Genomic DNA, 25163 nt, shown 5'->3' with positions numbered 1-25163 from the left:
TTCTATTACAACTGATTCTCTGAAGTTAAGCTAGAAAAGCAAACCAGTACAACTGTAGCAAGAAAACAATTTCTTTGTGCGGATCATTCCTAATAAATCTAGTGCCCATGTGCGGCAATGCTCACCTCTTTCCAATTTTGGATATCTTTCAATCTTTGGGTGTAAACCTTATTGACCACGTGATATGCAATTTTACCGAACAACAATCTTTGTGGAGGATTTTGATTGTCAATAAGATTCAAAACTGGGTCTACTGTCGATTCAGGTTTTCCCCATGTATCAGGATTGTCCCCTGTTTCCGCAAATGCCTCTCGTACTGGATCGTAATCGGTAATATCCGAAGAAGTCTGCACCGCTGAAGCTCCTGCCCAGTCCGTTGCAAATCCATTGGGTTCAATTAATGTTGTTTTTATTCCCAAATGTGCTGTTTCTGAACCAATCGTTTCAATTAATCCTTCGACGGCAAACTTTGAAGCATTATACAATCCTAGAAGCGGTAGCGTCGTTAATCCCAAAAAGCTGGAAATTTGAATGATATGCCCACTTCTTTGTTTTCTCATCACTGGTAAAATTGCTTGTGCTACCCAAAGTGAACCAAAAAAATTGGTTTCCATTTGGTCTCTCGCCTGCTGTTCTGTTGTTTCTTCCGTCGTTCCGAATAAACCAAAACCAGCGTTATTAATCAAAACATCAATTCTTCCAAAGTGTTTTTCTACTTTCTCCACTACTTCAAAAACTTCTGTACGGTTGTTAACATCCAGTTTCACAGGAAGAATGCTGTCACCATACTTCTCTTTTAAATCCTGCAACGCTTCAATATTTCTAGCGGAAGCAGCAACTTTATCGCCTCTTCTAAGTAAGGCCTCAGCCCATAATTTTCCAAATCCTTTGGAAGCTCCTGTTATAAAAATTATTTTGCTCATTATTTTTTCTTTTTTTGTTAATCCAAAATTATCGTTATCCATACTCATACACTAACTCATTTCAGCTGAAGAATAGCACATAATTACGATATAGCTTTAGCTCTACACCTTAGTTAAAAAGAGAGCTCCTTCAATTTCTAAAAGAAGCTCTCACCAACACGTCAATTAAAACACTTATTATAAACTTTTTGCTACCGGAAAATCAATCGGGATCTGGGTATTTGCAAAAACATAATTCGTAAAACTTCTAAGGGCAACCAAGGCTGTAAGTTCTACGAGCGCTTTCTCATCCAAACCAGCTTTATAGAAGCCTTCCATTGCAGCATTTCCGGCATTACCTTTATTGTTTGCGATCGATTGCGCAAGTTTGATGATGGCATCCAATTTAATATCTTCGACACCTCCCTTTCTGATTGCTAAAGTGTCCTCCTCACTAAAACCATTTAATTTAGCCAGCATGGTATGTGCAGCAAGACAGTAATCACAATTATTTACCTGTGACACAACCAAGTTGATCGCTTCCCTTTCCTTTGCAGTGTAAGAAGAATGATGCGCTAAGGTTGCTTCTGTTTCCAGCATCGCTTTTAAAGCTGATGAAGAGTATCCTATAGTAGCATAAAGGTTCGGGATCTTGCCCATTTTTTTCTCTACTGATGATAAAATGACCTGAGCTTCTTCGCTCAATTGTTCTTTGTTTGGAACTGTAATAGTTTTCATATTCTTATTATTTATTATTGTTTACTTGAATCTTTCAATGTCATCCCCGTCTAACGACTGATCTTTTAAAGACAAAAATCCCAAATGTGTAAAAAAGCACGGGATTACCCGTGCGCTGCTTCTGAAACATCCTTCCATTCCTTCCACTGTTGAAGTTTTTCACCATACACCTTTTCTGTTTTGACATAACCCAATTTGCCCAGGAATAATCTTAACGGCGGATTTTCACTGTCAATCAGTTTTAATATAGCCGGAATAGTAGCTTCCGGAGTACCGTAATCAGTAGGGCCAAGTCCTTCAATTTTAGTTAGGCCTTCTTTCAGCGGATTATAAACATCGAGCGAATCGCCAAAAACTGCCGAACTTCCTCCAAATTCTGTTTTATAGCCATTTGGTTCGATAAGCGTAACATGGATGCCAAAATCTTTTACCTCGCTGGCCAGCGCTTCACTGAGGCCTTCCACCGCAAATTTTGTAGCGTTGTAAATGCCTAAGGTCGGAAGGCTCCATACGCCCAGTACACTTGAAAGCTGGATGATATGCCCATGTCCCTGTGCTCTGAGGATTGGCAGTGCTGCCTGTGTCACCCATAGTGTTCCGAACAGATTTGCATCGAAAACATCCCGGGCTACTTTTTCACCGATTTCTTCCACTGCACCAAAAACGCCATACCCTGCATTGTTGATCACCACATCAAGCTGACCGAAATGTTCCTTTGCTTTGTTTACGGTAGCAAATACAGTTTCTCTATCGGTAATATCCAACTGTAACGGTAATAACTGATCGCCATACTTTTCTGATAATGCTGTAAAAGCATTCGCTTTTCTGGAAGTTGCGACCACGTTGTCCCCACGTTGCAACAGTGCTTCTGTCCAAAGTTTTCCAAATCCTGAAGTTGCTCCTGTTATAAAAATTGTCTTTGCCATGTTGTTATTGTTTAAATTATTATTTGTTATTTTGATAAGACAAAGTTATATCCAGAACCGGCCTCTGCTCTACTCCATATCAGCGGAAGAATAGCACAGATTTACGAAAATGTAATTTTGAAACATTTCAACAAGCAAATTCCTAAAATTAGAGACATTGGAAAAGATCAATCATTATAAAAGCATAACCGAACTTCATGAAAAAAGTGGTTTTGAAACTCCGAAGCATCCACTATTGAGCCTGATGACCTGTAAAGAACTTATGACCTATTCGGTCGGAGAAGACAGGTTCACCGGAGACTTTTATATGGTTGCTCTGAAAAAGATCAAATCGGGCTATGTGCTATATGGCAAAACGAAATACGATCACAGTAATGGATCTACCGTTTTTATGAAGCCAAGGCAGATTATTGAGGTCAGTAATGTACAGTTTGCAGAAAAGGGTTTTGTTATATTTTTTCATGAGGATTATCTGGCCGGCCATATTCTGCATGAGCAAATCAAAAACTACGGCTATTTTGAGTATGAAATAAATGAAGCCCTGCACCTATCTCCTGCTGAGGAGGTTATCATGTGGGAGCTATATGAAAAAATACGCAAGGAATATGACGAAAACTCCGACGAATTCAGCCGTGAAATTATACTGTCACATATTGATTCCATCCTAAAATATTCCGACCGCTTTTATAAAAGACAGTTTGTGGATCGAAGTAATAACGTTTCGGGAACCACGCTAAAAAGGTTCCAGACAGTATTACAGAACTATTTTGATAGGAAGGTACACCTTAAAGGAGGCTTGCCCACCGTAAATTACCTTGCGGGAGAACTTTTTCTATCAAGCAGGTATCTGAGCGATCTTCTTAAACAGGAAACCGGAAAAACCGCTCTCGAACATGTCCATATTTACCTGATTAAAGAGGCGAAAAATCTATTGCTGGGATCGGACAGCAACATTTCTGGCATAGCCTATAATCTGGGATTTGAAAGCCCTTCATATTTTACCCGTTTGTTTAAAAAATTGGTAGGTGTTACACCTGCCCAATTTAAGGAAGCCAAGAATTGATTTCATAATTATGGGTGCTGATGTTGATACGTTTTTCCATGATTTTTATTTTTTAATTTGATACTACAAATTTGAAAAATGGAGAGCCGGAAAAACTTAAACGGGTTTAAGAAAAATTCTTTTTGCGGATTTCGCTGAGATACTCCGGTGTAAAGCCCAGGTAAGAAGCCACGAGATATTGAGGTACGCGCTGGAGGAATGCAGGCTGATTCTTGAGGAATTGACGGTATAGCTCCTCCCTGGAGTGCTCGTAAAGCATCTTCACACGCATCTGTGCTGCAGCATACGCTTTTTGGTACACCATGCGAAAATACTTCTCCATGACCGGGTGCTTTTCCAGCAAATCATCGAAGGCATGCTGGCGAATGACCAGCACTTCCGTAGGCTGTACAGCCTGGATGTAAAATTCTGTGGCGGTCTGATTGATATAAGAGAAGGTCTCTGTCATCCACCAGTTTTCAATGGCGAATTCAGTTGTCTGCTGCACACCCTTTTCATTGATAAAAAATTTTCGCAGAATTCCATCCAGTACAAAATAACTTGATTTGCAGATCTGCCCTTCGGTCAATACGTTTTCTTTCTTCTTAAGGCGCTGCCGCTCAAAATATCCGGTTATATCGACAAATTCATCGTTGGAAATTATTATAAATTTATCCAGGTGTTTTTTGAACTGTTCAAGCATTATTGTACGTCTGTTTCATTATCTTTAGTTCAATTAAGTTAATAAAAAATAAGATAACTTCTGCAACCTCGGTTGGCGCTTTGTTTCTTTAGTTTATTTACTTAACTACCAAATGGGAGGATATTCGAGAGGGGTTAACACTGTAAATCAAGAAAATATGTTTACAATAGAACAAATTAAAACAGCGCATAGCCAAGTAAAATCAGGCGCGGACTTTCCTGCCTATATCCAGGAGATCAAAAAATTAGGGGTTACCGCTTACGACGTTTTTGTTGCAGATGGGCACGCTGATTATTATGGTGATAATCATTACAAAACCAGCTCACCAGCTAGTCATGAACCATTAACTATTGGTGGTACTGTTGACGCTGAACAGTTCAAAAAAGGTTTAAAAGAGCATCAACAGGGCAAAACAGATTACCCCACTTTTATGGCAATGTGCGCAACGTGTGGTATCGAAAAATGGACTGTCTTTCTTGACAAGATGACCTGCGCGTATTATGATAATGCCGGGAATGAAATTCTGGTGGAAGAAATACCGCAGTAACACGATCCGCAATTGCGCAAATACACATCGAAGTTAAATTAAACATAGGAAAGAAAATGGGCCAATACTTTTGGATTGCTATACCAGCGGAGCTATTTTTTCAATATTGCGCGGAAACGATGGAAAAACATCGGGCGCATGCCTATGTTGAGAAGATAAACCGTCGTTCAGGCCAGCGGAATTATGTGAAATATAACAAGGAAAATCAGTCGGCATTTTTGAAAAGCTTTTCATCAGCAGATTATCAGGGATTTTTCCTTTCCACCTATCCTTTTTCAGATCAGGAAACCAGCGTAGATTCAGGTGTCTTCTATGACACACCTGTAGCCGAATATACCATTGCAGGAAGCGGTGGTTATGAAACGGACCGGACAAGAGAAATTATCCACTTACGGCAGATCATGAAGCAAGCGGACAAATCCGCAAAAGCATTTTTTGCCGCCTTGCAGCGCAGCCTCAAAAAGATCCCCGATCTACGCGATACCTTAAGCAGTGGAAATAAAAATTATTTTTACCTGCCGACATCAAAAAGTATCATTCCCCAAAATGCCCATAGTCGGCTTATAACACTACCTTGGGAAGAACACTGCCTGAGCAAAGACCTCGTCTACCAACAGCAATGATTCACATTTATATATAAACAAATGGCAAAATCTATTTTAACAATTACCCTGAATCCATCCATAGACAAGAGTACCCGTGTACAACATATCGTTCCTGAAAAGAAATTACGATGTGAAGCGCCTGTATATGAACCTGGCGGTGGAGGAATTAATGTATCTCGGGCATTGAAAAGACTTGGTTTGGATTCAACAGCCCTTTTTACATCCGGGGGAAAGACAGGCAGTTTACTCGAAAGCTTATTGAAGCTGGAAGATATTGCTATAGAACCTATTCGGGTGAACGGCGAGACCCGCGAAAACTTTATTGTGGTTGACAGCGCAACGAATCAGCAATATCGATTTGGGTTTCCAGGCGAACAGTTTGAGTCCAACGAACTGGAGGGGATCAGGACTTCGATTGAGGAAATCACCTATATTCCGGATTTTGTCGTTATCAGCGGTAGTATGCCCGCTGGTATGCCGCCCGAATTTATACGATCACTGATCAACACGTACAAAACGAAGGGCAGTAAAATACTGGTTGATACCTCTGGCGATGCACTTCGCCTTGCACTGGATGAAGGTGTCTATTTAATCAAACCAAATGCCGGCGAGCTCGCAGCTCTTGTGGGAAAAGAAGAGTTGGGGCATTCCGATCTAGATATGGCCGCCCAGCAGCTCATTTCGCAGGGGAAGGCTACGCTAATCGTGGTCTCGCTAGGTGCACAAGGCGCTATATTATATTCAAAAACAGAAAAAATCCAGCTGCCTTCCCCAGTGGTAAAAGTACGCAGTACGGTGGGCGCAGGTGACAGTATGGTTGCCGGAATGGTCTCTGTCTTAGCCCAACAGGGCGATCTGGAGCATGTCCTTCAGATGGGTATCGCCTGTGGCTCGGCAACGACGATGGCGGAGGGAACTGGGCTATTCGCGAAGAAAGATGTGGATCGGCTGTTTTCGGAAATAAAGAGTAGATAAAAATTGAAGATGTTGCCTTACACATAAAGATGTTGCTTTACAAAAAGGCGCACAATCCCGTGCGCCTTTTTGTTCAACTCATCTTTTCCGTTTACCCAATTTGGCCAGCAACCTACTTGTGGCGAAACTGACCAGCGTACCCAAAGCAGCCGTCAAGGCGGTCTGCAAAACATCCCCCAGCGAGATGCTGGCCCAGATGGAACAGATGGTACCGCCGATGGCCGAGATGCGCATATCATTCACTTTCATTCATCGCGCTCCTTTCTACGGTATCTTCGCTTCCATTTTTAACGGACCTATTCTCCCTGGCACCCGCCGAAGGTTCCTTATCGGTAGGCGATACAGCTGCCGACATCGTTTCATCCAGTGCCGACGGATACCTTTCGCCATCGTCCGTATTGTATTTCCCTTCCTGCGGCTCCTTGCCATCTTCTACCTCGGAATGCGACTTAGCCTCATCCAATACGGTTTCCACGATGCCAAGCCCCAAGGCCAGGTAATTTAATACATTCCCTACCTTTCCCGGTAGCTTAACAGGTGCCGCCAACAGCAGCTGCAGCACCTGTCCTATTTTGTTAAAGATTTTTTTCATGATTATTCTATTTAACGGTGTTCACTTGCCCTGTATCGGGCGACGCTCATTCGACATGCACTTCGACAAGCTCCTGCAGCATCAGTTCGGCCACAAGCGGATAGAACTTTTTGTAGGCGACGCCCGAAGCTATCAGACGGTAGTCACCATCTTCCAGTATATATTGAGCCCCTACCAGGATGCAACCGGCAGTCTCTTTGTGGCTATTTCCTTTATGGAAGTAGACATAGCTAAAATTATGAATATCACGTATTTCAAGCATACCACGATGCATCTTGGGGTAATCGTTGTAGTAACGGCCATTCATTGCTCCGTCGCGGTTAAAACCCAGCGGGTAATGCCCTGCTGGTATGGCGGTCTCACCCCTTATTTTCACGGGGCGTGGGATATTCTCAAGCCCGTAGCAGACAAACTGATTGTTCAGGTAGATCTCGGAAAGCGTGCTATGCTTGCCCTGTTTTGTACGAAGTACCGTTATCGTTGATTTCATACGCAAGATTTTAATTAGAAAAGACCGAGGTATTGACTTCTGGAGTACAGGTTTTCATCACGATCATGTAGGAACAGGTACAGGTGCACCAGCCTATCATGCAGGATAGATGGCAGCTCGATCGTCATCTGGACATCCTTCCGTAGCACCTGTTGTTCATTGATCGCGGCCTGCTCGCCAATAAAATCATAAGCACAGAGTATAACCTGATCATCCCATTGACTATAATCTTTGATGGTAGATTCGGTTACATTCCAGCTCAGCTGAATCGTATTGGATGTGCGTACACAGGCACTCACCGCGAGCGGAGACAGCATGCCATTGCTAATTTTTGCCAGTGCGGGCACGATCTCAAAATCCGGATATTCCCCCTGTATCACATTGGTCAGCGTATGTGACATGGCACGGCCAAAAGCCGCCTGCACTGTGCACTTGCTATGCGCGTAACCCTTGAGGATGAGTGGATACAGTGGATTTAAAAACCGGCGTGCAAGCCGAAAGCGCTCCTGCGCAGCCTCCCTCCGTGTCGGATCTTTAACCTGCTTTTTAAACTCAGAAATCACCAGCATATCTTATCATTTTGTGTTCAAAAATCAGGAGGAGCCTTATGCTCCTCCCGTTCCATTACTCCATCAGCGGCTAAGCCAGGTCAAACTCACCCAAGTACGTACTTTTGGATACTTTCTCGGCCTTGCGGTCGGTAAAGAAAATCCAGACATGCCCCTTGCCTCCTAGCAGGTGTGCCGGAATCACGATGTCTATCGTACCGGCGGCTCGGGTCGGCGGAGTTGGCGCTGTCATAAATTCATCCTTTTCAGGTGAATAGACCAGGATAATGACCTGATCATCGGCCTTGGTCTTGTAAAGACTGTTCAGGATGGTATCCCAGTAGATAGAAAGAATTCCATCACCCACAGCAGCCTCCATTCCGCCGCCATTGAGGTAAGAGCCCGTACTGATTTCGATCTTGCTGTAATCCAAGCTAAAGTTTGGATAAGTACCGGTTACCGCCTGGGCGATATTGAGCTGCAGCGCCACGTTTGTGGGCGTCATCTTATCGGTTTTGGACAGCCCAAACCCCACCTGCAGGATCGGCGTGATCGGCATCAGAAATTTGGAGATTTTCAGAAAACGGTCCTGTTGGATCAGCTGTTCTTCGGACATCCCTTTCGTCCGCTTTTTGGGCAAACCTTTGAGGTAGTTGATAGATTTCCAGGACGAGGCGATCACCGCGCCGACTTTACCACTTGCTCTTCCGATTACACCATTGTTGATTGTTGCCATGTTGTTCTTTATTTAAAAGTTAAAACCAAAAAGCTTTCATTTATACCGGTATGTAGCGCTTTACTTCGACAAACATACCACATCAAACAGCCCCTTGTCAATAGCGTAAAACAGGTTGACGGAGACTCGTCGGCGGTAGCCCGGCTTTTGTCGGCGGCCTGTCGGAGACCGGACAAAAGCAGACACAAAATCAGTCGTACAGTCCGGCATATTCCAGGTAAGCACTCGTCTTATACTTCAAAAACTACGTACTCGAGCAGCAGTCTCAGCCCTTTGCTTCGGGCCAGCTCCGTACCTGCTTCGGATCAGCAATAGATCTTGTACAGATACCGAACAGACCTTCACCAGTCTCCAAACAGGGAATTACTGTTCAGCAGTGGTTCAACAGCAGCTGCTCTTTGATTCATCTCCGAAGGCAATACGAAGCAGGTACGAACAGTATAGGGATTTAAGGCATTTGCCGCGGCCATTTTTTATATTCCGTCACATACAGCTGCACCACATCTTTTTTGAGAAAGAGATCCGCATTGCCCTCTTTATAGGTGGCCTTCAGCAGGCCTTTGCCGATACGACGCTCGATGGTGCGCACACTTTTGCTCAAAAAATAGGCGACTTCGTGGATGGTCATCGTACCTGTCATCTGGTGGAGCTCCGTATACTGCTGTTCCTGCAGCAGGTCAAGGATACGGTCCAGCTTAGCTTCTAACATCGTATTTTCGATGCCTGGTTTTAATTGAAAAGAATAATGGATTTTTAGGTGAATACCTGTCGCATTGGACACAAAACGAGGATTAATCCCCTGTTGATCAGGAGATCCTTTTACAAAAAACATAAACGGGTAAGGTTAGCTCGACTAACCGCCGAAATCCAGTGCAGCAGCAGAGCTGTTGTCTACTGTGCTCGGTCTATCTAAGTTTATAAAATGGGATGATTCAATTGAGCGGTAAAAGGTCATCCCATCCCTCATGCTCTAGGTTATTGACGTTATCCAAAAAATCCTTTAGTTTTTTTTCTTTGCGCATCCATTCAGTTATCTGCAGCAGGTTGCTGATCTCCAATTCCGTCATATTCAACTTCAGGCTGTCAAACACTTCCTTGCGAAACTCCAGGTAAGTGGCATTTGGCAATATCGGTTGACGCACATGCATCATATTTACCCTACAGGTTTTATTGATACGAAAATACCATTTATCAAGCCCCCTAGCTTCCAGCTCCTGCATAAAATGATGGGCTTCCACTCGGGTACCATTGATCAGGACGACTTCCTTTTTTCTTTTTTGGGAAAAATAAAATGGCACATCAAACATACGTACAGTATCCATCCGCAAGGTATTAAGATTGAATGGCGAATCTTTGTACAGCACATCATAGAGGGATCCGATTACGATAGTCCTATCCAAAGCACTTGGAGGTGCTATAGTTCCCGCTCTATCTGTTGTATTTTCCTGCGACATGATCTCTTTCCCTAACAGTGCCTTCACATTTTCAGTTGTTAACCACCATAATTTGCCGTTATGAAAAACATAGATCACGTAGGCTACACAACCTGTAACAATAAAAGGCATATAATGCAGCAGATAGCTTCTTAACAAGCTGTACGTATCTTCGCTGCGCATATAAGCGAAACAATAGATAAAGAAGAGATAAATCGATAGAATCGGTATAGTTGTAGCAAGAATTGCACAAAAGAGTTGACCTTTGGGTATACTATCGGTCTGGATCCTCCCCTTGCTCATGAGTATCAAATCAGAGTATCGCTTCTGCCAATAGGTCCAAAAGGCTTTAAGAAACATCTGCGTAAAAACAACCGCAATACCAATCGCAATTGCAAATGCCACTGTCCACATCCAATAGGTCTGTGTCCAAAATCGATTCAAATAAATACCGTGATTTCCGATTAAATTAAAAAGCATGGAGATAAGTAAACTCTCCACCGTTAGTTTTAATACTTTCATATGCTATGTCAAGCTCTCTTAAATGGCTCAGGTTTATACTGGTTTACAGACCCAATTTACTAAATAAAATCAAATATTAAGCAAAATTCAATCGTCCAAAAGAAGATTATCCTCCAAAACCCCGGAGGTTAGGACATGGCGGTTGCTAATTTGATCTATTTGAATAAATATTTGCAAAAACACAATTTGTATGAAAGAGAAATTTGACAATGCAGGCGTGGCACAAAAAGTAGCCATGATTCTCGCTCTGCCAATAGCGGAGCGCGCGCTAGAGATGCAACTTCTTAAAGGCGATTTTGCAGTTTGGATGGAACACAATTTTAATCTGAAAGCCCATCAGGTGCAACAGCTCTACGAATTTCCCCATGGGTTTCGGAAACAACTTGGCGCTGCGATAAGCAATTATCTCATGCAGGGCAACATACTTCAATTTCAAAAAGACGACAAGGGTGATGATGATGATCCAGAATTTAAGGAGCTCATGGTTCACGGCCTCGATGAATGGCAGGATGCTGTGGTGCGGAAGACGTTCACTCCCCTATTTATTCGGATATCCTACAGAATGACCTAGCACCTAAGAGATCCCCCGTTATCCAAAAACCATTTCCCCCGATCATTCCGAAATCCTGACCGGGGGGAAATTATTGACCTATAATCCATTATGAAAACAGCTTTAAAAATCGATATCGCAGCGGTATTTGGCCAACCAATCAGTCCTAGAACTGATATGCTCAAGCCAAGCATAAGCATGCCCAATGCGGACTATCAACATTACGAAAATCAACATAGCGAGGCTTGTCTACAACAGTTTGACGGCATGCTCGGCTACATCAATATATTGGATCTGCAGCTATCCGCCGATATTGTCATTCCGATGCAAGTCACACGTTCAGACCTGCATATCTTTTATCTCTTCACAGAAGATCGTGCTATTCAGATCAGGGATATCCAGAAGCGGATCAGTTACAGCATCTCTTACAATCGCGGCCGCTACTTCTACTTAACCAGAAGTGATTATGAAATCCATGTTCCTGCCGGAAGGTATACCCTCCTTAACTTTTATTTCCGCGGCAGTATTTTCCGCGATGGCAACGAGCGTCCCTATCAGTTTCTTCACCCCTTGCTCCATGCCTATCGAAAACACGATCCGAATTCGTGGTGCAGCATCGATTTCCGTGCTGGCACCAGGACTATTTCATTGCTAAAAACCATTGCGTCAAAAATCAAGAAAGGCGACCTCGATAGTGAGGTCAATATCCTCTGGGGTATCAAGAAGCTGATCCAGCTATCGAAGGAAAAGATCTTTGAAGAATATGAAAAGATTTCGGAATCCCAGTTAAAAGCCAAAGAAGCCCATGCAGCCATTAAGCAGGCTGCGGCCGAGCATGGTCAGGATTTTAAACTGGAAGATATTGCCTGGCAGCTCGGAATCAGTATGGACTATCTGCATCAGCTTGTCCAACTTTATTATGGACAGAGTCCCCAAAAGCTGAAAATAGAATTGATGCTAGATCTCGCCAAGAAATATATTGTAGACGGTATGCCTACTGATGAAATCGCCTATGAACTGGGCTATTCGTCACCAAGCAGTTTTGCACGCTTTTTTAAAAAGAAAACGGGCATGACCGCGAAGGAGTTTTTTAAGCGGTATATCCAAGACGATCACTAAGCCTGTATATACTACTCTCCAGATTCGGCCAAGTCCAGCTGCTTTTTAGTACCGAACTTTGATTTACAATGTAAGTAAGGAAATGCAAAATACACCAAGACATATTGCTCCCAATAACTATTCCGTACGAAGGATCACGATCTTTTTAAAATGGATGATTCAATTTATTTTGAGACTTCCACAGATTGTGGTCCATTTTTGCTTGATACATTGGCGGGATATTACTGTGACGTTTTATGGCTCGTTTATGATGGGCCTTTGGATCTTTGTGGCATACAATAAATTTTCTGATTTCAGTGGCAATATGGATGCCATGCTGCGCCAGCCACTGCCAAGGCCACTAGCCATCGTATTGGCTTATTTGATACCGACAAGTGAGATCATAGCGGCAGTATTGATCGGGATTAAATCGACGCGATTAATTGGCTTAGCGTTATCATCACTAATGATGCTGGCTTTCACCAGCTATGTGGGGCTGGCTTTGCTTCATGTATGGAGCGACGAGCTGCCTTGTAGCTGTGGACTAATTATTCAGATTAGCTGGAAATCACATTTTATATTAAATATTTACCTGACATTGATCTGTGTTTGGTCCTCTATCATAGAACGTTGGATTCGACTAAGACCCGTTATAAATGATAAATATAGTATTCCATATCGTACAAAAATTGCCAATACTATTCCACGATTGAGCTATAGATCATTTGCAAAGCATATAGACAGCCTTTTCCATGGGCAAAATAAGAGAAAGTGACAGCTTACACATCGGAACGCTGATGCTAGGTTGTCGGCGAGAAGGGCGCGTCTGCCAAAAGACAGAAATAAAACAACAAATTTTTAAAACACATTTTAAATCTTACGTTATGAACTTAACTAAAATCATCAAAACAAATGTATTGCCTATGTTAGGATTAGGCATTGCAGCAGGATTAACAACAGTATCGTTAATGTCTGCAAACACTGTAAAAACCCAACAAGCTGAAGGCCAATTTTGGTTCGAAGTTACAAGTGGCCAGCCCGGACAGGAAATTGAACAGCCCGATCCAAACTGTCCAAAACTTACGCAACCAGATTGTGCCCGTCTCTACAATGAAGAAGATACCGAACTAACTCCTTCCAACGAAAGAGTAGTCATCTCGGGGCATGAATCCAATTACGTCGACTATCGCACAAAAACAATGTAAATTCACCTCTCGTTAAAAAGAAAGGGTGGCCGTTTCAACTCGAGACAGCCACCCTTTTGATTTAAAGTAAAGATCCCCTATTGATCAAGCTACTCCCTTAGATTTTGCTCGATGCCTGACAGATCAATTACATTATCTGGGATGGGCAAAATATAATTTGGTGAGTTAGGTTTAATCTCTATCCTTTTATCTCCAAGTACCCTCATCATTGTTATTTCCGCCTTTTCATTTCGGTTCAGTCTCCGAATATCTGAAAATCGAAGTCCACGATAGAGCAAGCTTTTCCTCCTTTCAAGTAAGACAATATTTAACAACTCAGTCTGGGTAATATTTCCTTTTAGTTCCACAATTCGATGATCGCGAAGCCTTGACGCCATAAATGTCTGATACATAGATTTCGCTTCATCAAGTTTATTTGTTCGTGTTAAACACTCCATCGCCATAAGATAGACCTCATCAATAGCCAGTCCATTAAACAAGGATAATGAGCCTGAATAATTACCGATAAAAGCCGCGTTCTCCCCCCGAGGAGCAAAAAATGCTTTCAATCTTAAATCGTCGTCTGAATAAGCCCGCATAATGTTGGTATCGACCAAAGCTTTTGAATCTTTATGGGAAGCATAAGACATAATACTGTGGAAAATCACTTCATCATTGAATTGTGCCATCGGATAAGCAACTGAAGTATTTACTTTCGTGTAGTCGATCAATTTAAAATTCGGCAATACGGACTGGCATAACGCTAAACAGTCATCATATCGCCCCATAATGAGATACAGCCTTGCCAAAAGAGCTTGTGCGGCATATTTACTTGGCCTGGTTTTGACGGATACCTTTGTTGGCAACAACGCAATGGCATCCTTTAGGTCTTTTTCCATCTGTGCATAGGTTTGCCCGACCGTGCTTCGCCCCACCTTTTCATTGATATCACTTTTCAGGCGTAAAGGAAGGCCAAGCCCTGCATTTTCAGCACCTACCGTATACGTATCACAGTAAATCTGCGACAGGTTAAAATAACCAAAAGCTCTAAAGAATAAGGCTGTTCCTTTTAGATAATACGCTTCATCCTGCTTGCTAGCCAATACTTCCAGACCATCCAGCACATTATTGGCGTAGAAGATCTGTTGGTAGGAATTGCTCCAAACAATGTCTAGCGAACCCTCATAGATATCTTTATTCCAGATATAAGTATTACGCTCGATCAAACTTGTAAGACCATCGTAAACCTCTTTGCTCAAGTAATAATCGTCGGCAGAAAGATGAGCGAGATGAGGCAGTGCTTCGTTCATTGTTTCTGTTCGGTCCATCAAGGCCCTAAAATCCTTCAATGTACTGGGTATTACCAGTTTCTTGTCCGATTTGACCGATAGAAAATCTTTGGTGCATCCGCCCAGCGTGATGACCAACAATAGTACGATAATTCTTTTCATAGTATGTTACAATCCTACGTTAATACCTATAGACCACAACCGGGGTCTTCCCAAATAACTCTCATTTGTCATCGGATCGATCTTAGCACTGTTGGCCACCCAAAGCTGCCCTACATTATTGACCAGCACAAAGAAAGAAGCATTTTTAAATGACCGGTTAATCCATGTGTTATTCAATGTGCGGAGGTCAATACCCAATCGTACATCTTTCAAAAAGATATAATCGGCTTTTTCGACAAGTACACTTGAGTAGCTGTTTAAAATGCTCCATTTGTCCAGATCAGCCACCTTTGGAATAGCTGGAACATCTGTCGCCAGCTCGTCGCCAGGTTTGATCCAGCGCTTGGTATAATCCTCGTGGCCAAACCAATTTGTCGCCAATGTTGAATAATTAATCGTTGGTCTACGGAGGTAACCGCCAAATGCATAAAGCATTGAAAAAGAAAGATCAAAAGACTTGTATTTCAAGCGATTTATAAAGGATCCCGTGTACAAAGGAAGTGCTGAGCCGTGATATTGCAGGTCGTCAAATGTCATCTTGGACCGGATGGCTGTATAATCTTTGCTGATCTCGCCTTTATACCAAAAACGCGGGCTTCCATCTACCGGATCTAAACCCGCCCAGGGGACTGAATATAATGGACTCATGGGCTTGCCCTCCACCGGAACAGCAAATGAGGAGGCCAATAAACTGCTCGGTGCGGTACCACTGAATTTCATGACCTTATTTCGGTTCCAATTGAAGAGCAGGCTTGGCATCCACTCTACTGCAGCAAAGTTCTTTCGGCCATCTATTCGCAGATCTATCCCTTCGGTATTGAGAGATGCCGTGTTGCCTGTAAAGGAAAAACGCTGACCGACAAAAAAGCCAGTTGTCGGGTCAAGGGCAGACTCCCCGATCAGGTCGCGACCTTTCTTCTGATAATAATCAAAGGAAACACTGACAGCCCGGTTTTTAGTCGCCAGATCCAAGCCTATATTGACTGTGCTTACTTTTTCCCAGCGTAGATCCTCATTGGGTGGAGTTTGGATCTGTGCAGTAGGCAAACCCGTCAGCAAGGATGTACTATATCGAGCCGTACTGTACCGTGTAAGCGATTTATTTACATTTCCGCTATAACCAAAAGTCGTCCGTAGTTTGAGGTAGTCGACGATAAAATCCTTTGGCCAAAAGCGCTCCTCTGAAGCCGTCCATGCCAGTCCCGAAGACCAGAGCGGAACAGCACGTTGGTTGGTATTGACACCAAAAAGATTAGATGCATCCTTACGTGCACTAAAGGAAAGCAGATACCGTTGCCTGTATAGATAGCTACCGTTGAAGTAATACGATACAAAACGATCTATACGATCCGTAAAGGCAATTCCTGAGGGAATATTGGATTTTAAACTAGTCGGAAAGCGTGTAAAACGTGTACTAAAGTCCATGTCCTGATACGTCAGTGTTTCGGGATCAAATCCATACACCGTAGACTTATCCCCTACCAGAGTCGTCTGTTTGACTTCCGCTCCCAGTAAGAGATTGATGTTCGACAGGCCGATGGTCGCTGAATAATTCAGTTGCGCCCTTCCCAGATGCGCTTGTGTTTTGCTCCTGGACTTATCCAATATAGCACCTTCCCGAATCGGAAATAGCAGCTCACCATTATTTTCATAGGCAAAGCTATTGACCATATTGCGCGCATAATAGCTATCCCGGTCATAATTGAAGGTCTGCAGATCGTTTATGTTCTGATAGTTATAAAGGAGCTGTGCTGTGAGCCCGTACCCTAGCCGTATATTGGAATTAAATCCGGCTATAAACTCATTATGTTCATTGGCAAACAGTCTTTTGTCCATTTCGTCCAATGGACTATAGCCCCAGTCCAAACGGCCAGATTGCTTTTGTGCATCCAAAAACATCCCATTATAATCGTGTATAACAGGCAAATAATTTCCGTTTTCATCTGCAAGCTTGGCATAAGGATAAATATAATCCGCATAATTCAGCAGTCGGTTGTTTTGATTGCCCAGATTCCAGGATAAGGTCGGATTAAAATCCAGCCATTCCGCAGGTTTAAATGTCGAATTGAACTGCAGCAGTATTCTGCTGTCTTTCTGTCTGTCAGCCGAAGTGTTGGCTTTGTTCCAAGTCAGGGAAAGCAAATTTGCCGCCTTTGCATTCCCATTGCTGATCTGAGCATTGTACTGCTGTTTATACCCTGTACCGAAGTAATAACGATCGAGATCCTTTCGGACATCCTGCTGTGCCAGCCCCGCGATCTGATTTGACACTTCCTCTGCGCTCAGCAACCCTTTATCCCGTTTGAGCAGCAATTCAACTACTGGCGTAAACTTCCGGTAACCCGCATTTGCTTTTTGGGCGTTATAGTAGCCATTATCATAGAGGTACTGTTCAAAGCCGATAAAATCGCTGCTATTTAGCAAGAATTTAGAATAATAGCGTTCCGGAGCCGCTTCCCATGTATTATTCAGGCTGAGGTTCACCTTGGTGCCTTCGTTCAGTTTTGCCGATTTGGACGTAATGACCAAAACGCCATTTCCCGCACGTGCACCCCATATAGAAGAAGCTGCTGCATCTTTCAAAAAAGTAATGGATTCCAGTGCATTCGGATCAAGTGCCGTGATGTCACCTTCAAACGGAGCACCATCCAAAATGATTAAAGGCGTATTGTCGGACTTGATCGTTGCATATCCGCGCAGCATCAGTGCATTTCGGCCTGATAAACGCGAATCAATCGTTAACCCACTTACGGTACCTTCCAGCCGGTCTACCAATCCTTCCGAAGGTCTACGGTTGAGTTCTTTGTTTGTCAGGAATGAAAAAGATCCAGTAGCGCGTTCTTTTGGAATTGCTTGATAACCCGTTTGTACAACGGCCTCTTCCAGTTCCTGTACGTTTGACTCCAATTCTATCTTGTAGTCACCCGCTCTGTCAAACTGCACAATTTTAGGCGCATAACTAAGGTGGCTAAAGCGTAGCGATACGGGATAAGTAACCTTATTGATATGGCTTTTTCCATCTCGATCTGTCTTTGTCGCAATGGTAGACTCTGTTATGGAATTTACAGATGCACCAGCAATAGGTTTTTGACCAGCTTTGCTCAGCAATTGTATGTGCAAAGCATTCGATTCCTGTGCGAACGAATTGATATAGCTTACCATTATAAGGATAAATGCGATCCATCTATTCATGGCGACCTCCTTTCGCAATATCACTCAGTACAAATACATCCATGGACAAAGTTTCCAATGTCGCCCGGTACCCTTGCGGTACTAGGAATGCATTGATACTGTTCAGATCATCTAGCCAATCATCAGGGATTTTTATTGGTTTTTTAAATTCGTCGGTCTTGTTGATCCATGGTATTCCTCTATTTGTCTGCTCACTCGCATTATCAAGCCTATCGACCAATTGATATAAGGGGATTTCTTTTGTTAACTTCTTGGGAATTTTCAAGTTCTGAGACGATTCATCTTTTCGAATCACATAAGCTTTACGGCTACGCTGTTCAATACGGCCTTCCATACCATATTTTTGTCCGAAGAAGGTGTTGAGCTCTTGAAGTAAATCTTTAGCCAGTTCACTTTTATTCGTAGAAGCAGAATAAAACTGTATGGCATACAGATGTGCAGTGCTGTCGGCGAAGTATTGATCTGTACTTACATTTAAAAGCTTATCGCGCCATTTTGTTTCTAATAGAAACCAATTGCCCTTCCGCAGATCAGGGCGGGCGATGGCAATGGCTGATTTATAGATATCTATTGGCCCCGCATTGGTTGTTCCAAAAAAGCTGGGTTTACCATCCTTTCCGATCTGATAGTTTGTCTGGGCAAGGACATCCTGTAGGTAGCCTGTTATCGTAAAGGAACGTTGCAATTGGGGCGCACGAAAGATCAAAGGATCATTCAAAAAATTGTCCTTTAAGTCGAAAGACACACGATCTTGCCGTATTCTTGTGGGCGCAATTCCTTCATTTAACAGTTTGGCTATATTTTCATCGGTCACTTCGGTTGCCTGCGTCGTAGCGACCACCTTACCCCCACTTATCCAGATGTAATAAGGAATCCAAGTATAGGGAAAGTATTGAAATAGCGTCGCCCGGGTGTCAATAAAGGACGACAGCGTATACCCATTGTCTTTAAGGTACTGGGGAGCCCTATCCTGCTGTAATGTAGCGAGTAAAAATGCAACGTTGGAATAGCTATGTTGTAATTTTTGAATCTTTGGCAAACCCTCTAGGCAGCTTTTACAGGTGGTGGCCCAGCAATCTATTAAGATCAGCTTTTTGCCTTTATAGTCTTTGAGTTGAATATGCTCTTTTCCCTCGGGATGGTTTGCTACGGGCAGCATTGCGTTCCATAGTTCATCAGGTATTGTATCGCCTACATATAAGCGATCAATTTTGGTGAGCTCATTGGCCCCGCTGTCCTTACGGGGCGTCTGAGCCGATAAACTAAACATAAAACACAATGCGAATAGCATTATAAGTACGACCTTATCCAATAAGGCAGTTAATGATTTTGATCTTTTTATCATCTGCTTATGGATTAGGTATTATTCAGCAATTCTATTAAAAAAACTGTGGATCCTTTGCTTGGCTTCCAGATCGGCCGTAATGACTTCGGCAGGCTCAGCAAAGGTAAATGGCACCGCATCGATACCAATTTTGCGAAAGTGCACCAGGAAATAAGCCATCAGTGCACGGCACACTTTCATCAAAAAAGTATGCATCCGCTTCACGTCAGCAGCATCTTCCTGTACGATACCTTTTCTATAGATTTCAAAAAGTGCCCATAGGCTTTCCTGACAGTCTTTAATGGTATGTTGGGACCAGAACTCCCGAATGGTATTTAATGGATCGTATCCATTGTCGTATATTTCATAAGATGCTAGCTCAAAGGGTAGCAGGTTCTTTGATTTTTGGTTCATAATTTAGTTTCATCAAGTATGACAAACCCTGAGGAGCTAGCTTAAATAAAGGCATAGCTTCCCCCTTCGCGATTTTCCGCGTTCAAAAGGCTTGTCATTGCACAGATCAAATGCGACCTATGCCAAATGGACAAATACGGTTAAAAGTCCGAAAAGCGCCGAGATACAATTTCAAGGCATAAATTAGGGTTAATTATGGCGCTCCCTGCCGGAAAGAAGTAAAGACCGACCTACAGCAATATCGTCTTGCAATAAAAACTACAGGTAAAAAGTTTGGACTGAATGAAAATTTGCTTAATTTTAAGGTGCGAATTTTAAATCAAGCTGTATCATTGGCCAATATTACCTTTTAATGCAATTATATTAATATATAGGTCGGTGACAGGCGTAAAAAGAGGGAAATTGAAACGACAGAGTTTCAGCTTTCTTTTCATTTTAAGGAAAGTCAACACCTCCCCTTTTTATTGCTCTTTACAGCCTGTTTTGATGAGCGCAACCTATTCGGGTGCGCGGAATATGTTCTTTAAAAGTGATTTGCGGGAATACCTCGACATACGATCTCTGATCGAATGCGGGTAATGGGTGGTGTTTGTGTTCTTCGTTCTCATAATTGTTTTTGGTTTTATGTGAACGAGTCTTTTTTCAAGAACGACACCAGCAGTGTCGGCCCTTGCTCCTCCTGTAATTAGTTGGAAAATCCGGCTTAATGGAGTAAAACCATTCAGATAGCAGTTGCCCACTACCTTACCCTACAGAAGTACAAACGCAAGGACCGTCTTACTGGATATGCTTGTAAAGATAAACATTTCCAGTAATAATAGACGATCCACGTGCACTCTCTAGGGTATTTATTTTAAGCCGGATTTATTCCCAAATAGAGAGACTCGTTTTAATACAACAAATGTTGTTATATAAAATTCGCTATTACATTAACAAAGATAAGAGTTTGACGTAAAAAGTCAAACTTTTTGGAAGAAAAATATATGATTAAAATTAACAGACTAGCTGAAGTTCTTGAAATAAAGAAGATAACGAATAGAGAACTAGCTGAAAAAATAAAAAAAACTGAGGAAACTGTCTCAAGGTGGGCTAATAACCATCGGCAGCCTCCTCTTACTGAGTTGCACAAAATTGCGAAACTACTTGATACAGATATTCGTGAGCTGTTGTATCCAACAAAGCCATAACTATTCAATCCTATTTACTATACTTCGCAAAAAGACATTAATGCATAGCTATGCAAATAATTTAAAAAATTTATGGCTGAAAAAATACCAAAAGCTAAAATAGAATGGGAAATTGTTAAATTGGTGAGAGAAGTAAGGAATGCAAAAAAAGTCAGCCAAGCGAAACTTGCTAAAACGCTTGGAGTAACTTCAGGATATATAGGCCAGATTGAAATAGAAAACTCTCGAGTATGTACACCTACGATCAGTTAACAAACTGGCAACAGGATTAGAATGTAGCTTAAAGGATTTTATGCCAGAAAAGCCAATTAATACCTAGCCGGATAACAGAATCAAATTTGAAAAATTATAAGCTATAACTAATGGTTCTGTTGAATAATTATGTTGTGTATGTAATCTTAGGTTTGCAGGTTTTCCAATTAATATATAGAAAGAAAGTATAGAAAAGAGAATAAAAATCTAGCATCAACTTTCCTTTCACATATTAACAAAAGTTCTGATAAAGTATTAGCCTATTAAAACATGAGTGTGGATAAATAAAATTAGAATGGACCTTCTTCCCTTCTAGAAACTAATAATTATACATGAATATTGATAACATATCCGAAGAACAAATCTTCAATGCATATAAAAAGCTTAAGCATTACTTTTTTTACGACAACACCACTCTCTTTGTGAGGGATAAAATCGCTGATTTTGAAGCAGAGCTCTTAATCGAATCCGCGCCACCAAATAATATTAAACAAATATTAGCTAATAAAGTCCGTCATTCTACTAGGAGTATTTTTAAAGATGATAGTTATCTTGACGAGACTCTTAAAATAGATATACTTCCTAAAAAAATAAAACGTCATCACACGGATATTGTCACCAATAATTCCAAAGAGTTTGGTAATATAGAAGTTGAGAGATTTAATTTCTTTATAGATGCCCCAATTGAAGTCCATATATTATCAACTCTATGGGTTATGTTTGCAGGCCGTTACCTAAGTAATACATTAGGTGAGTATTGTTATGCTAACAAGTTAAATCTCGATTTGGATCAAGACGATCTCCCACAAGAAAATCTGAAGTTATTCAAACCTTACTTCGTTCAATATCAACAATGGAGAGATGACGCTATTAAAAAAGCTGAAAATCTATTAGATGAAAAAAGAAATGTAACCATTCTAAGTTTAGATATAAAAGATTTCTTTCATAATATAGAGCTCAATTTTGAGGAAATAAAAAATACACTAAACGTAGAGATAGAAAAGTTCTTCAATTACAAAGATAAAACATATCAAGCCGAGCATCTAAAACTCGCTTTGGATTTGACATTTTTTCTAAGTAAAATCCATGAAAGATACTATCTGAAACTGGCCCCATATTTAAATAAGATTAATGGGAATTTCCCTGAATCCGCAAAAGATAAATATCCTCTCCCAATTGGTTTACTCTCCTCGGGGTTTTTAGGCAATTATTATTTAAAAGATTTTGACCAACAAATTATCCAGAATATCAACCCAGCTTTTTATGGTCGATATGTAGATGACTTGATGTTCGTTTTTTCAGATTTAGACAGTCATATCAAGCCTAATTTAATATCACCAACCACTTCTTTTATTTACGATAATTTTGTCAGAAAGAATATTCTAAAAATTGATGCCAGTGAAGAATTAGCAAAAGAAGTAATTTTAAAGCAAGTAAATGAAAATACTCAATTTCTAGATGATTTTAATTGCATTCAAGAAAACAACAAAACAATAAATTTAGAAAGCTACAAAAAGCTAGGTTTAAATAAAGAAGATGTTTTAACTAAGCTAGCCGAATCTATCATTTTCAAATTATGTCCGACAGACAAATTTTCATGTGGAGAAAGAAATGTAGTATTAGGAACAGAATCGTATAGCCGTTTAATTATTCAAGCACAAAAAATCGTTTTACACTTCTTTAACTGGAAAGAGTCTCGCGCTGTTCTTAATATTTTTAAGAAAAGATTAGAGCAGCAGAGAAGTGAGTTCCGTTTTTTACCTGATGAAGATCAAATTAATGATGAATTTGATGAAGAGGCATTTAGCTTAAGATACAATGACTCTGAAAATAAATTCAGGAGCATAGAGGACTTTTCTGAAAACAAGTACGGTGCATCCAAATTTTTAGCTAAGAAAATATTCGCTATCAGTTTAGGCGATAAAGAAGACGATGAAATCACTGATAAACAAATATTAACATTTTTTAAAGAAGCTACAGCATTAAGTTTTTATTCTCTTTGGGAAAAAGTCACCACTTATTTTATAATAAGAGGAAGAGGAGATAAATTGATTCAATTCAAAAGAAATGTTGAATTAGCAATAGAAAAGCTTAAATCAAAGGATGATCAAATAACAACAGCATTAAAAAAGCATTTAGTAAGGTTTCTCGACGTTTCACTTTCCATAGCTATGGCGTTAAATCCTAAAATGAAATTTGAATTTCTTAACAAGAATGAAGAAGATTGGTTAACAAAGTGCAAAAAAAATGTTATAAAAATTAGAAGTAGCAATTTATTTAGATCATCCCTTATTAGTATTCCATGCATTAACTATACAAAATATATCCTAACCGATGGCAATCTTCTAGATAACGATTTCAATAAATATTTCTCTGTAAAAAATAATAACCTAGATAATACAGAAGACTCTTCAGATGGCCTAGGTAAGATATACAAAGGTCTTCATATTGATAGTAATTTGGCACTTTTAGCACCAAATTATATTCCCTTTCACGAAGTAAATATTTTAAAAATTATAGAGACTGTAACAAATCTTGATGAACAGAAAATAAGTCAAAAAATAACCACAAAACGACTAGTTAAAAGTGAAGTAGACGGCGCGATAAAAGAGGAAAGTGATAAATATGATCTTATTAATTCAATTCCTGATCTATCTTTTACTGATTACTATAAATTAAATTACTCTTGGAAACAGCACTATAGTACTGAGAAAAAAGAATACTACTTAAGGGAGAAATACTTCTCTATAAAACATAACGACGATGAGCGCGACAAAGTAAGATACACACATATATCTATTAAGGGGGAAAATGATGAAAACTATGATCACAAAAAAATCGACAAGAAAATTGCTATTGCAAATTTAAAAGTCGAGAGTGAAAACATGTTAAAAAGTATAGATGGAAGACCTAATCTAAAAAAGGCTCGGAGAAAGACAATTTTTAAATTACTGAATGATGCTGATAGACTTAATTCGGACATGATTGTCTTTCCAGAGGTCTCAATACCATTTTCTTGGTTACGACTTTTAGCTGAGCGAAGCCACAAAAGATATTTGGGAATTGCTGCAGGATTAGAACATTGGATAAATAATAAAAATATAGCATTCAATTTTATGGTAACGATATTACCATTCAAAGTCCATAATTATACCACATCACTAATAAAAATAAGACTCAAGAATCATTATTCCCACGCCGAAAAACATCTTTTAAAAGGATATAGACTTCTCTCACCGGAAGATTTAAAAACCTACAAAATGTCTTATGATTTATTTCACTGGAGAAACACCTATTTTTCTGTATATAACTGCTTTGAATTAGCTGATATTTATCATCGATCACTATTCAAATCGAAAGTTGATTTTTTGGTAGCCTCCGAATACAATCAAGATACATCTTACTTTTCTGATATTGCAGGTGCTTGGGTACGTGATGTACATGCTTATTTCATACAAGTTAATTCTTCAGATTTTGGGGATTCTAGACTTTTACAGCCAGCAAAGTCTTATTTAAAAGATTTAATTCAGGTTAAGGGAGGAGAAAACTCTACAGTTTTAGTTGGCACTCTAGAAATTGAAAAAATAAGGAAGTTTCAATTTGCTGAATACCACCTTCAAAAAGACTTTATTGCTAGTGGAAAATATGTCTTTAAACCGACTCCACCTGATTTCGAGAGGGAAAATGTAAAAAAACGAATGAAAAACTTAAGCTTTTCTTTAAACTTAATCGAAACTAAAAATAAATAATGT

Annotated in this window: 25 protein-coding genes; 11 read left to right on the top strand and 14 right to left on the bottom strand. The window is 40.7% G+C overall.

The window, feature by feature from the left end; all coding sequences use genetic code 11:
• Positions 1–98: 98 nt before the first annotated feature.
• The 3 genes from B3P16_RS16465 to B3P16_RS16455 form a co-directional block, all read right to left on the bottom strand.
• Positions 99–965, bottom strand: coding sequence for an SDR family NAD(P)-dependent oxidoreductase (locus B3P16_RS16465; protein ID WP_286843598.1), 867 nt, complete (start codon positions 963–965; stop codon positions 99–101).
• 135 nt (positions 966–1100) lie between these two features.
• The gene (locus tag B3P16_RS16460; protein ID WP_248931796.1) at positions 1101–1640 is read right to left on the bottom strand and encodes a carboxymuconolactone decarboxylase family protein; all 540 of its coding nucleotides are present in this window, start codon (positions 1638–1640) and stop codon (positions 1101–1103) included.
• Positions 1641–1744: 104 nt separating this feature from the next.
• Complete coding sequence (locus B3P16_RS16455; protein WP_286843596.1) at positions 1745–2566, bottom strand: SDR family NAD(P)-dependent oxidoreductase; 822 nt, start codon at positions 2564–2566, stop codon at positions 1745–1747.
• A gap of 157 nt (positions 2567–2723) precedes the next feature.
• Between B3P16_RS16455 and B3P16_RS16450 the strand changes: the two genes are divergently transcribed.
• Complete coding sequence (locus B3P16_RS16450) at positions 2724–3629, top strand: helix-turn-helix domain-containing protein (RefSeq protein ID WP_286843594.1); 906 nt, start codon at positions 2724–2726, stop codon at positions 3627–3629.
• A 106-nt stretch (positions 3630–3735) separates the two neighbouring features.
• On the opposite strand, the gene B3P16_RS16445 is transcribed toward B3P16_RS16450, so the two are convergent.
• The gene (locus B3P16_RS16445; protein WP_075992974.1) at positions 3736–4311 is read right to left on the bottom strand and encodes a Crp/Fnr family transcriptional regulator; all 576 of its coding nucleotides are present in this window, start codon (positions 4309–4311) and stop codon (positions 3736–3738) included.
• A gap of 157 nt (positions 4312–4468) precedes the next feature.
• Here B3P16_RS16445 and B3P16_RS16440 point away from each other — a divergent pair, with 157 nt between their 5' ends.
• Genes B3P16_RS16440 through B3P16_RS16430 form a run of 3 tightly spaced genes read left to right on the top strand, consistent with a single transcriptional unit; the run spans position 4469 to position 6438 of the window.
• On the top strand, positions 4469–4858 hold the full coding sequence (locus tag B3P16_RS16440; RefSeq protein ID WP_286733093.1) for a DUF1398 domain-containing protein: 390 nt from the start codon (positions 4469–4471) through the stop codon (positions 4856–4858).
• A gap of 56 nt (positions 4859–4914) precedes the next feature.
• Positions 4915–5481 (top strand): hypothetical protein, encoded by a 567-nt coding sequence (locus tag B3P16_RS16435; protein WP_286843591.1) that lies wholly within the window; start codon positions 4915–4917, stop codon positions 5479–5481.
• Positions 5482–5502: 21 nt separating this feature from the next.
• Positions 5503–6438 (top strand): 1-phosphofructokinase family hexose kinase, encoded by a 936-nt coding sequence (locus B3P16_RS16430; RefSeq protein WP_286843589.1) that lies wholly within the window; start codon positions 5503–5505, stop codon positions 6436–6438.
• 235 nt (positions 6439–6673) lie between these two features.
• Here B3P16_RS16430 and B3P16_RS16425 read toward each other — a convergent pair whose 3' ends face one another.
• The 6 genes from B3P16_RS16425 to B3P16_RS16400 all read right to left on the bottom strand — a co-directional run bounded on the left by B3P16_RS16425 (position 6674) and on the right by B3P16_RS16400 (position 10759).
• Positions 6674–7030: a hypothetical protein gene (locus B3P16_RS16425; RefSeq protein WP_286843588.1), complete on the bottom strand. Its 357-nt coding sequence runs from the start codon at positions 7028–7030 to the stop codon at positions 6674–6676.
• 46 nt (positions 7031–7076) lie between these two features.
• The gene (locus B3P16_RS16420; RefSeq protein ID WP_286843586.1) at positions 7077–7520 is read right to left on the bottom strand and encodes a DUF5675 family protein; all 444 of its coding nucleotides are present in this window, start codon (positions 7518–7520) and stop codon (positions 7077–7079) included.
• A 14-nt stretch (positions 7521–7534) separates the two neighbouring features.
• Positions 7535–8089 (bottom strand): DUF6266 family protein, encoded by a 555-nt coding sequence (locus tag B3P16_RS16415; protein WP_286843585.1) that lies wholly within the window; start codon positions 8087–8089, stop codon positions 7535–7537.
• Positions 8090–8159: 70 nt separating this feature from the next.
• On the bottom strand, positions 8160–8804 hold the full coding sequence (locus B3P16_RS16410) for a DUF6266 family protein (RefSeq protein ID WP_286843583.1): 645 nt from the start codon (positions 8802–8804) through the stop codon (positions 8160–8162).
• 448 nt (positions 8805–9252) lie between these two features.
• Entirely contained in the window at positions 9253–9636 is a 384-nt protein-coding gene (locus B3P16_RS16405; RefSeq protein WP_286843581.1) for a hypothetical protein, read from the bottom strand.
• A 100-nt stretch (positions 9637–9736) separates the two neighbouring features.
• The gene (locus tag B3P16_RS16400) at positions 9737–10759 is read right to left on the bottom strand and encodes a hypothetical protein (protein WP_286843579.1); all 1023 of its coding nucleotides are present in this window, start codon (positions 10757–10759) and stop codon (positions 9737–9739) included.
• A gap of 190 nt (positions 10760–10949) precedes the next feature.
• On the opposite strand from B3P16_RS16400, the gene B3P16_RS16395 reads away from it, so the two are divergent.
• The 4 genes from B3P16_RS16395 (at position 10950) to B3P16_RS16380 (ending at position 13612) form a co-directional block, all read left to right on the top strand.
• Positions 10950–11330 (top strand): hypothetical protein, encoded by a 381-nt coding sequence (locus B3P16_RS16395; protein WP_286843577.1) that lies wholly within the window; start codon positions 10950–10952, stop codon positions 11328–11330.
• 90 nt (positions 11331–11420) lie between these two features.
• Positions 11421–12428 (top strand): helix-turn-helix domain-containing protein, encoded by a 1008-nt coding sequence (locus B3P16_RS16390; protein ID WP_286843576.1) that lies wholly within the window; start codon positions 11421–11423, stop codon positions 12426–12428.
• Positions 12429–12510: 82 nt separating this feature from the next.
• Positions 12511–13182: a MauE/DoxX family redox-associated membrane protein gene (locus B3P16_RS16385; protein ID WP_286843575.1), complete on the top strand. Its 672-nt coding sequence runs from the start codon at positions 12511–12513 to the stop codon at positions 13180–13182.
• Positions 13183–13291: 109 nt separating this feature from the next.
• On the top strand, positions 13292–13612 hold the full coding sequence (locus B3P16_RS16380) for a hypothetical protein (protein WP_286843574.1): 321 nt from the start codon (positions 13292–13294) through the stop codon (positions 13610–13612).
• Positions 13613–13701: 89 nt separating this feature from the next.
• Here the strand turns inward: B3P16_RS16380 and B3P16_RS16375 are convergent, their stop codons facing one another.
• The 4 genes from B3P16_RS16375 to B3P16_RS16360 are packed head-to-tail and all read right to left on the bottom strand — an operon-like array spanning position 13702 to position 19972.
• Complete coding sequence (locus B3P16_RS16375; RefSeq protein WP_286843572.1) at positions 13702–15042, bottom strand: RagB/SusD family nutrient uptake outer membrane protein; 1341 nt, start codon at positions 15040–15042, stop codon at positions 13702–13704.
• A 6-nt stretch (positions 15043–15048) separates the two neighbouring features.
• A complete protein-coding gene (locus tag B3P16_RS16370) occupies positions 15049–18234 on the bottom strand; it encodes a SusC/RagA family TonB-linked outer membrane protein (protein ID WP_286843570.1) in 3186 nt (1061 codons plus the stop codon).
• A complete protein-coding gene (locus tag B3P16_RS16365) occupies positions 18227–19579 on the bottom strand; it encodes a TlpA family protein disulfide reductase (RefSeq protein WP_286843569.1) in 1353 nt (450 codons plus the stop codon). The genes B3P16_RS16370 and B3P16_RS16365 overlap by 8 nt, the downstream gene beginning before the upstream one ends.
• A gap of 18 nt (positions 19580–19597) precedes the next feature.
• Complete coding sequence (locus B3P16_RS16360) at positions 19598–19972, bottom strand: hypothetical protein (RefSeq protein ID WP_286843567.1); 375 nt, start codon at positions 19970–19972, stop codon at positions 19598–19600.
• A gap of 968 nt (positions 19973–20940) precedes the next feature.
• Here B3P16_RS16360 and B3P16_RS16355 point away from each other — a divergent pair.
• The 3 genes from B3P16_RS16355 to B3P16_RS16345 all read left to right on the top strand — a co-directional run bounded on the left by B3P16_RS16355 (position 20941) and on the right by B3P16_RS16345 (position 25160).
• The gene (locus B3P16_RS16355) at positions 20941–21159 is read left to right on the top strand and encodes a helix-turn-helix transcriptional regulator (protein WP_286843565.1); all 219 of its coding nucleotides are present in this window, start codon (positions 20941–20943) and stop codon (positions 21157–21159) included.
• Between the two features lie 72 nt (positions 21160–21231).
• Positions 21232–21411: a helix-turn-helix domain-containing protein gene (locus B3P16_RS16350; RefSeq protein ID WP_286843563.1), complete on the top strand. Its 180-nt coding sequence runs from the start codon at positions 21232–21234 to the stop codon at positions 21409–21411.
• Positions 21412–21743: 332 nt separating this feature from the next.
• On the top strand, positions 21744–25160 hold the full coding sequence (locus tag B3P16_RS16345; protein WP_286843562.1) for a reverse transcriptase domain-containing protein: 3417 nt from the start codon (positions 21744–21746) through the stop codon (positions 25158–25160).
• Positions 25161–25163: the final 3 nt, after the last annotated feature.

The organism is Sphingobacterium sp. UBA7631, from assembly GCF_002483935.1.
Taxonomy (GTDB): domain Bacteria; phylum Bacteroidota; class Bacteroidia; order Sphingobacteriales; family Sphingobacteriaceae; genus Sphingobacterium; species Sphingobacterium multivorum.
Note: the sequence above shows the minus strand (reverse complement) of the source record. Positions and strands in the feature narration are given on the sequence as shown.

Bases quoted from the DNA above. Each gene is read 5' to 3' on its own strand.
- B3P16_RS16465 (WP_286843598.1), bottom strand. From the start codon at position 965: ATGGATAACGATAATTTTGGATTAACAAAAAAAGAAAAAATAATGAGC.
- B3P16_RS16460 (WP_248931796.1), bottom strand. From the start codon at position 1,640: ATGAAAACTATTACAGTTCCAAACAAAGAACAATTGAGCGAAGAAGCT.
- B3P16_RS16455 (WP_286843596.1), bottom strand. From the start codon at position 2,566: ATGGCAAAGACAATTTTTATAACAGGAGCAACTTCAGGATTTGGAAAA.
- B3P16_RS16445 (WP_075992974.1), bottom strand. From the start codon at position 4,311: ATGCTTGAACAGTTCAAAAAACACCTGGATAAATTTATAATAATTTCC.
- B3P16_RS16440 (WP_286733093.1), top strand. From the start codon at position 4,469: ATGTTTACAATAGAACAAATTAAAACAGCGCATAGCCAAGTAAAATCA.
- B3P16_RS16435 (WP_286843591.1), top strand. From the start codon at position 4,915: ATGGGCCAATACTTTTGGATTGCTATACCAGCGGAGCTATTTTTTCAA.
- B3P16_RS16430 (WP_286843589.1), top strand. From the start codon at position 5,503: ATGGCAAAATCTATTTTAACAATTACCCTGAATCCATCCATAGACAAG.
- B3P16_RS16425 (WP_286843588.1), bottom strand. From the start codon at position 7,030: ATGAAAAAAATCTTTAACAAAATAGGACAGGTGCTGCAGCTGCTGTTG.
- B3P16_RS16420 (WP_286843586.1), bottom strand. From the start codon at position 7,520: ATGAAATCAACGATAACGGTACTTCGTACAAAACAGGGCAAGCATAGC.
- B3P16_RS16415 (WP_286843585.1), bottom strand. From the start codon at position 8,089: ATGCTGGTGATTTCTGAGTTTAAAAAGCAGGTTAAAGATCCGACACGG.
- B3P16_RS16410 (WP_286843583.1), bottom strand. From the start codon at position 8,804: ATGGCAACAATCAACAATGGTGTAATCGGAAGAGCAAGTGGTAAAGTC.
- B3P16_RS16405 (WP_286843581.1), bottom strand. From the start codon at position 9,636: ATGTTTTTTGTAAAAGGATCTCCTGATCAACAGGGGATTAATCCTCGT.
- B3P16_RS16400 (WP_286843579.1), bottom strand. From the start codon at position 10,759: ATGAAAGTATTAAAACTAACGGTGGAGAGTTTACTTATCTCCATGCTT.
- B3P16_RS16395 (WP_286843577.1), top strand. From the start codon at position 10,950: ATGAAAGAGAAATTTGACAATGCAGGCGTGGCACAAAAAGTAGCCATG.
- B3P16_RS16390 (WP_286843576.1), top strand. From the start codon at position 11,421: ATGAAAACAGCTTTAAAAATCGATATCGCAGCGGTATTTGGCCAACCA.
- B3P16_RS16385 (WP_286843575.1), top strand. From the start codon at position 12,511: ATGCAAAATACACCAAGACATATTGCTCCCAATAACTATTCCGTACGA.
- B3P16_RS16380 (WP_286843574.1), top strand. From the start codon at position 13,292: ATGAACTTAACTAAAATCATCAAAACAAATGTATTGCCTATGTTAGGA.
- B3P16_RS16375 (WP_286843572.1), bottom strand. From the start codon at position 15,042: ATGAAAAGAATTATCGTACTATTGTTGGTCATCACGCTGGGCGGATGC.
- B3P16_RS16370 (WP_286843570.1), bottom strand. From the start codon at position 18,234: ATGAATAGATGGATCGCATTTATCCTTATAATGGTAAGCTATATCAAT.
- B3P16_RS16365 (WP_286843569.1), bottom strand. From the start codon at position 19,579: ATGATAAAAAGATCAAAATCATTAACTGCCTTATTGGATAAGGTCGTA.
- B3P16_RS16360 (WP_286843567.1), bottom strand. From the start codon at position 19,972: ATGAACCAAAAATCAAAGAACCTGCTACCCTTTGAGCTAGCATCTTAT.
- B3P16_RS16350 (WP_286843563.1), top strand. From the start codon at position 21,232: ATGGCTGAAAAAATACCAAAAGCTAAAATAGAATGGGAAATTGTTAAA.
- B3P16_RS16345 (WP_286843562.1), top strand. From the start codon at position 21,744: ATGAATATTGATAACATATCCGAAGAACAAATCTTCAATGCATATAAA.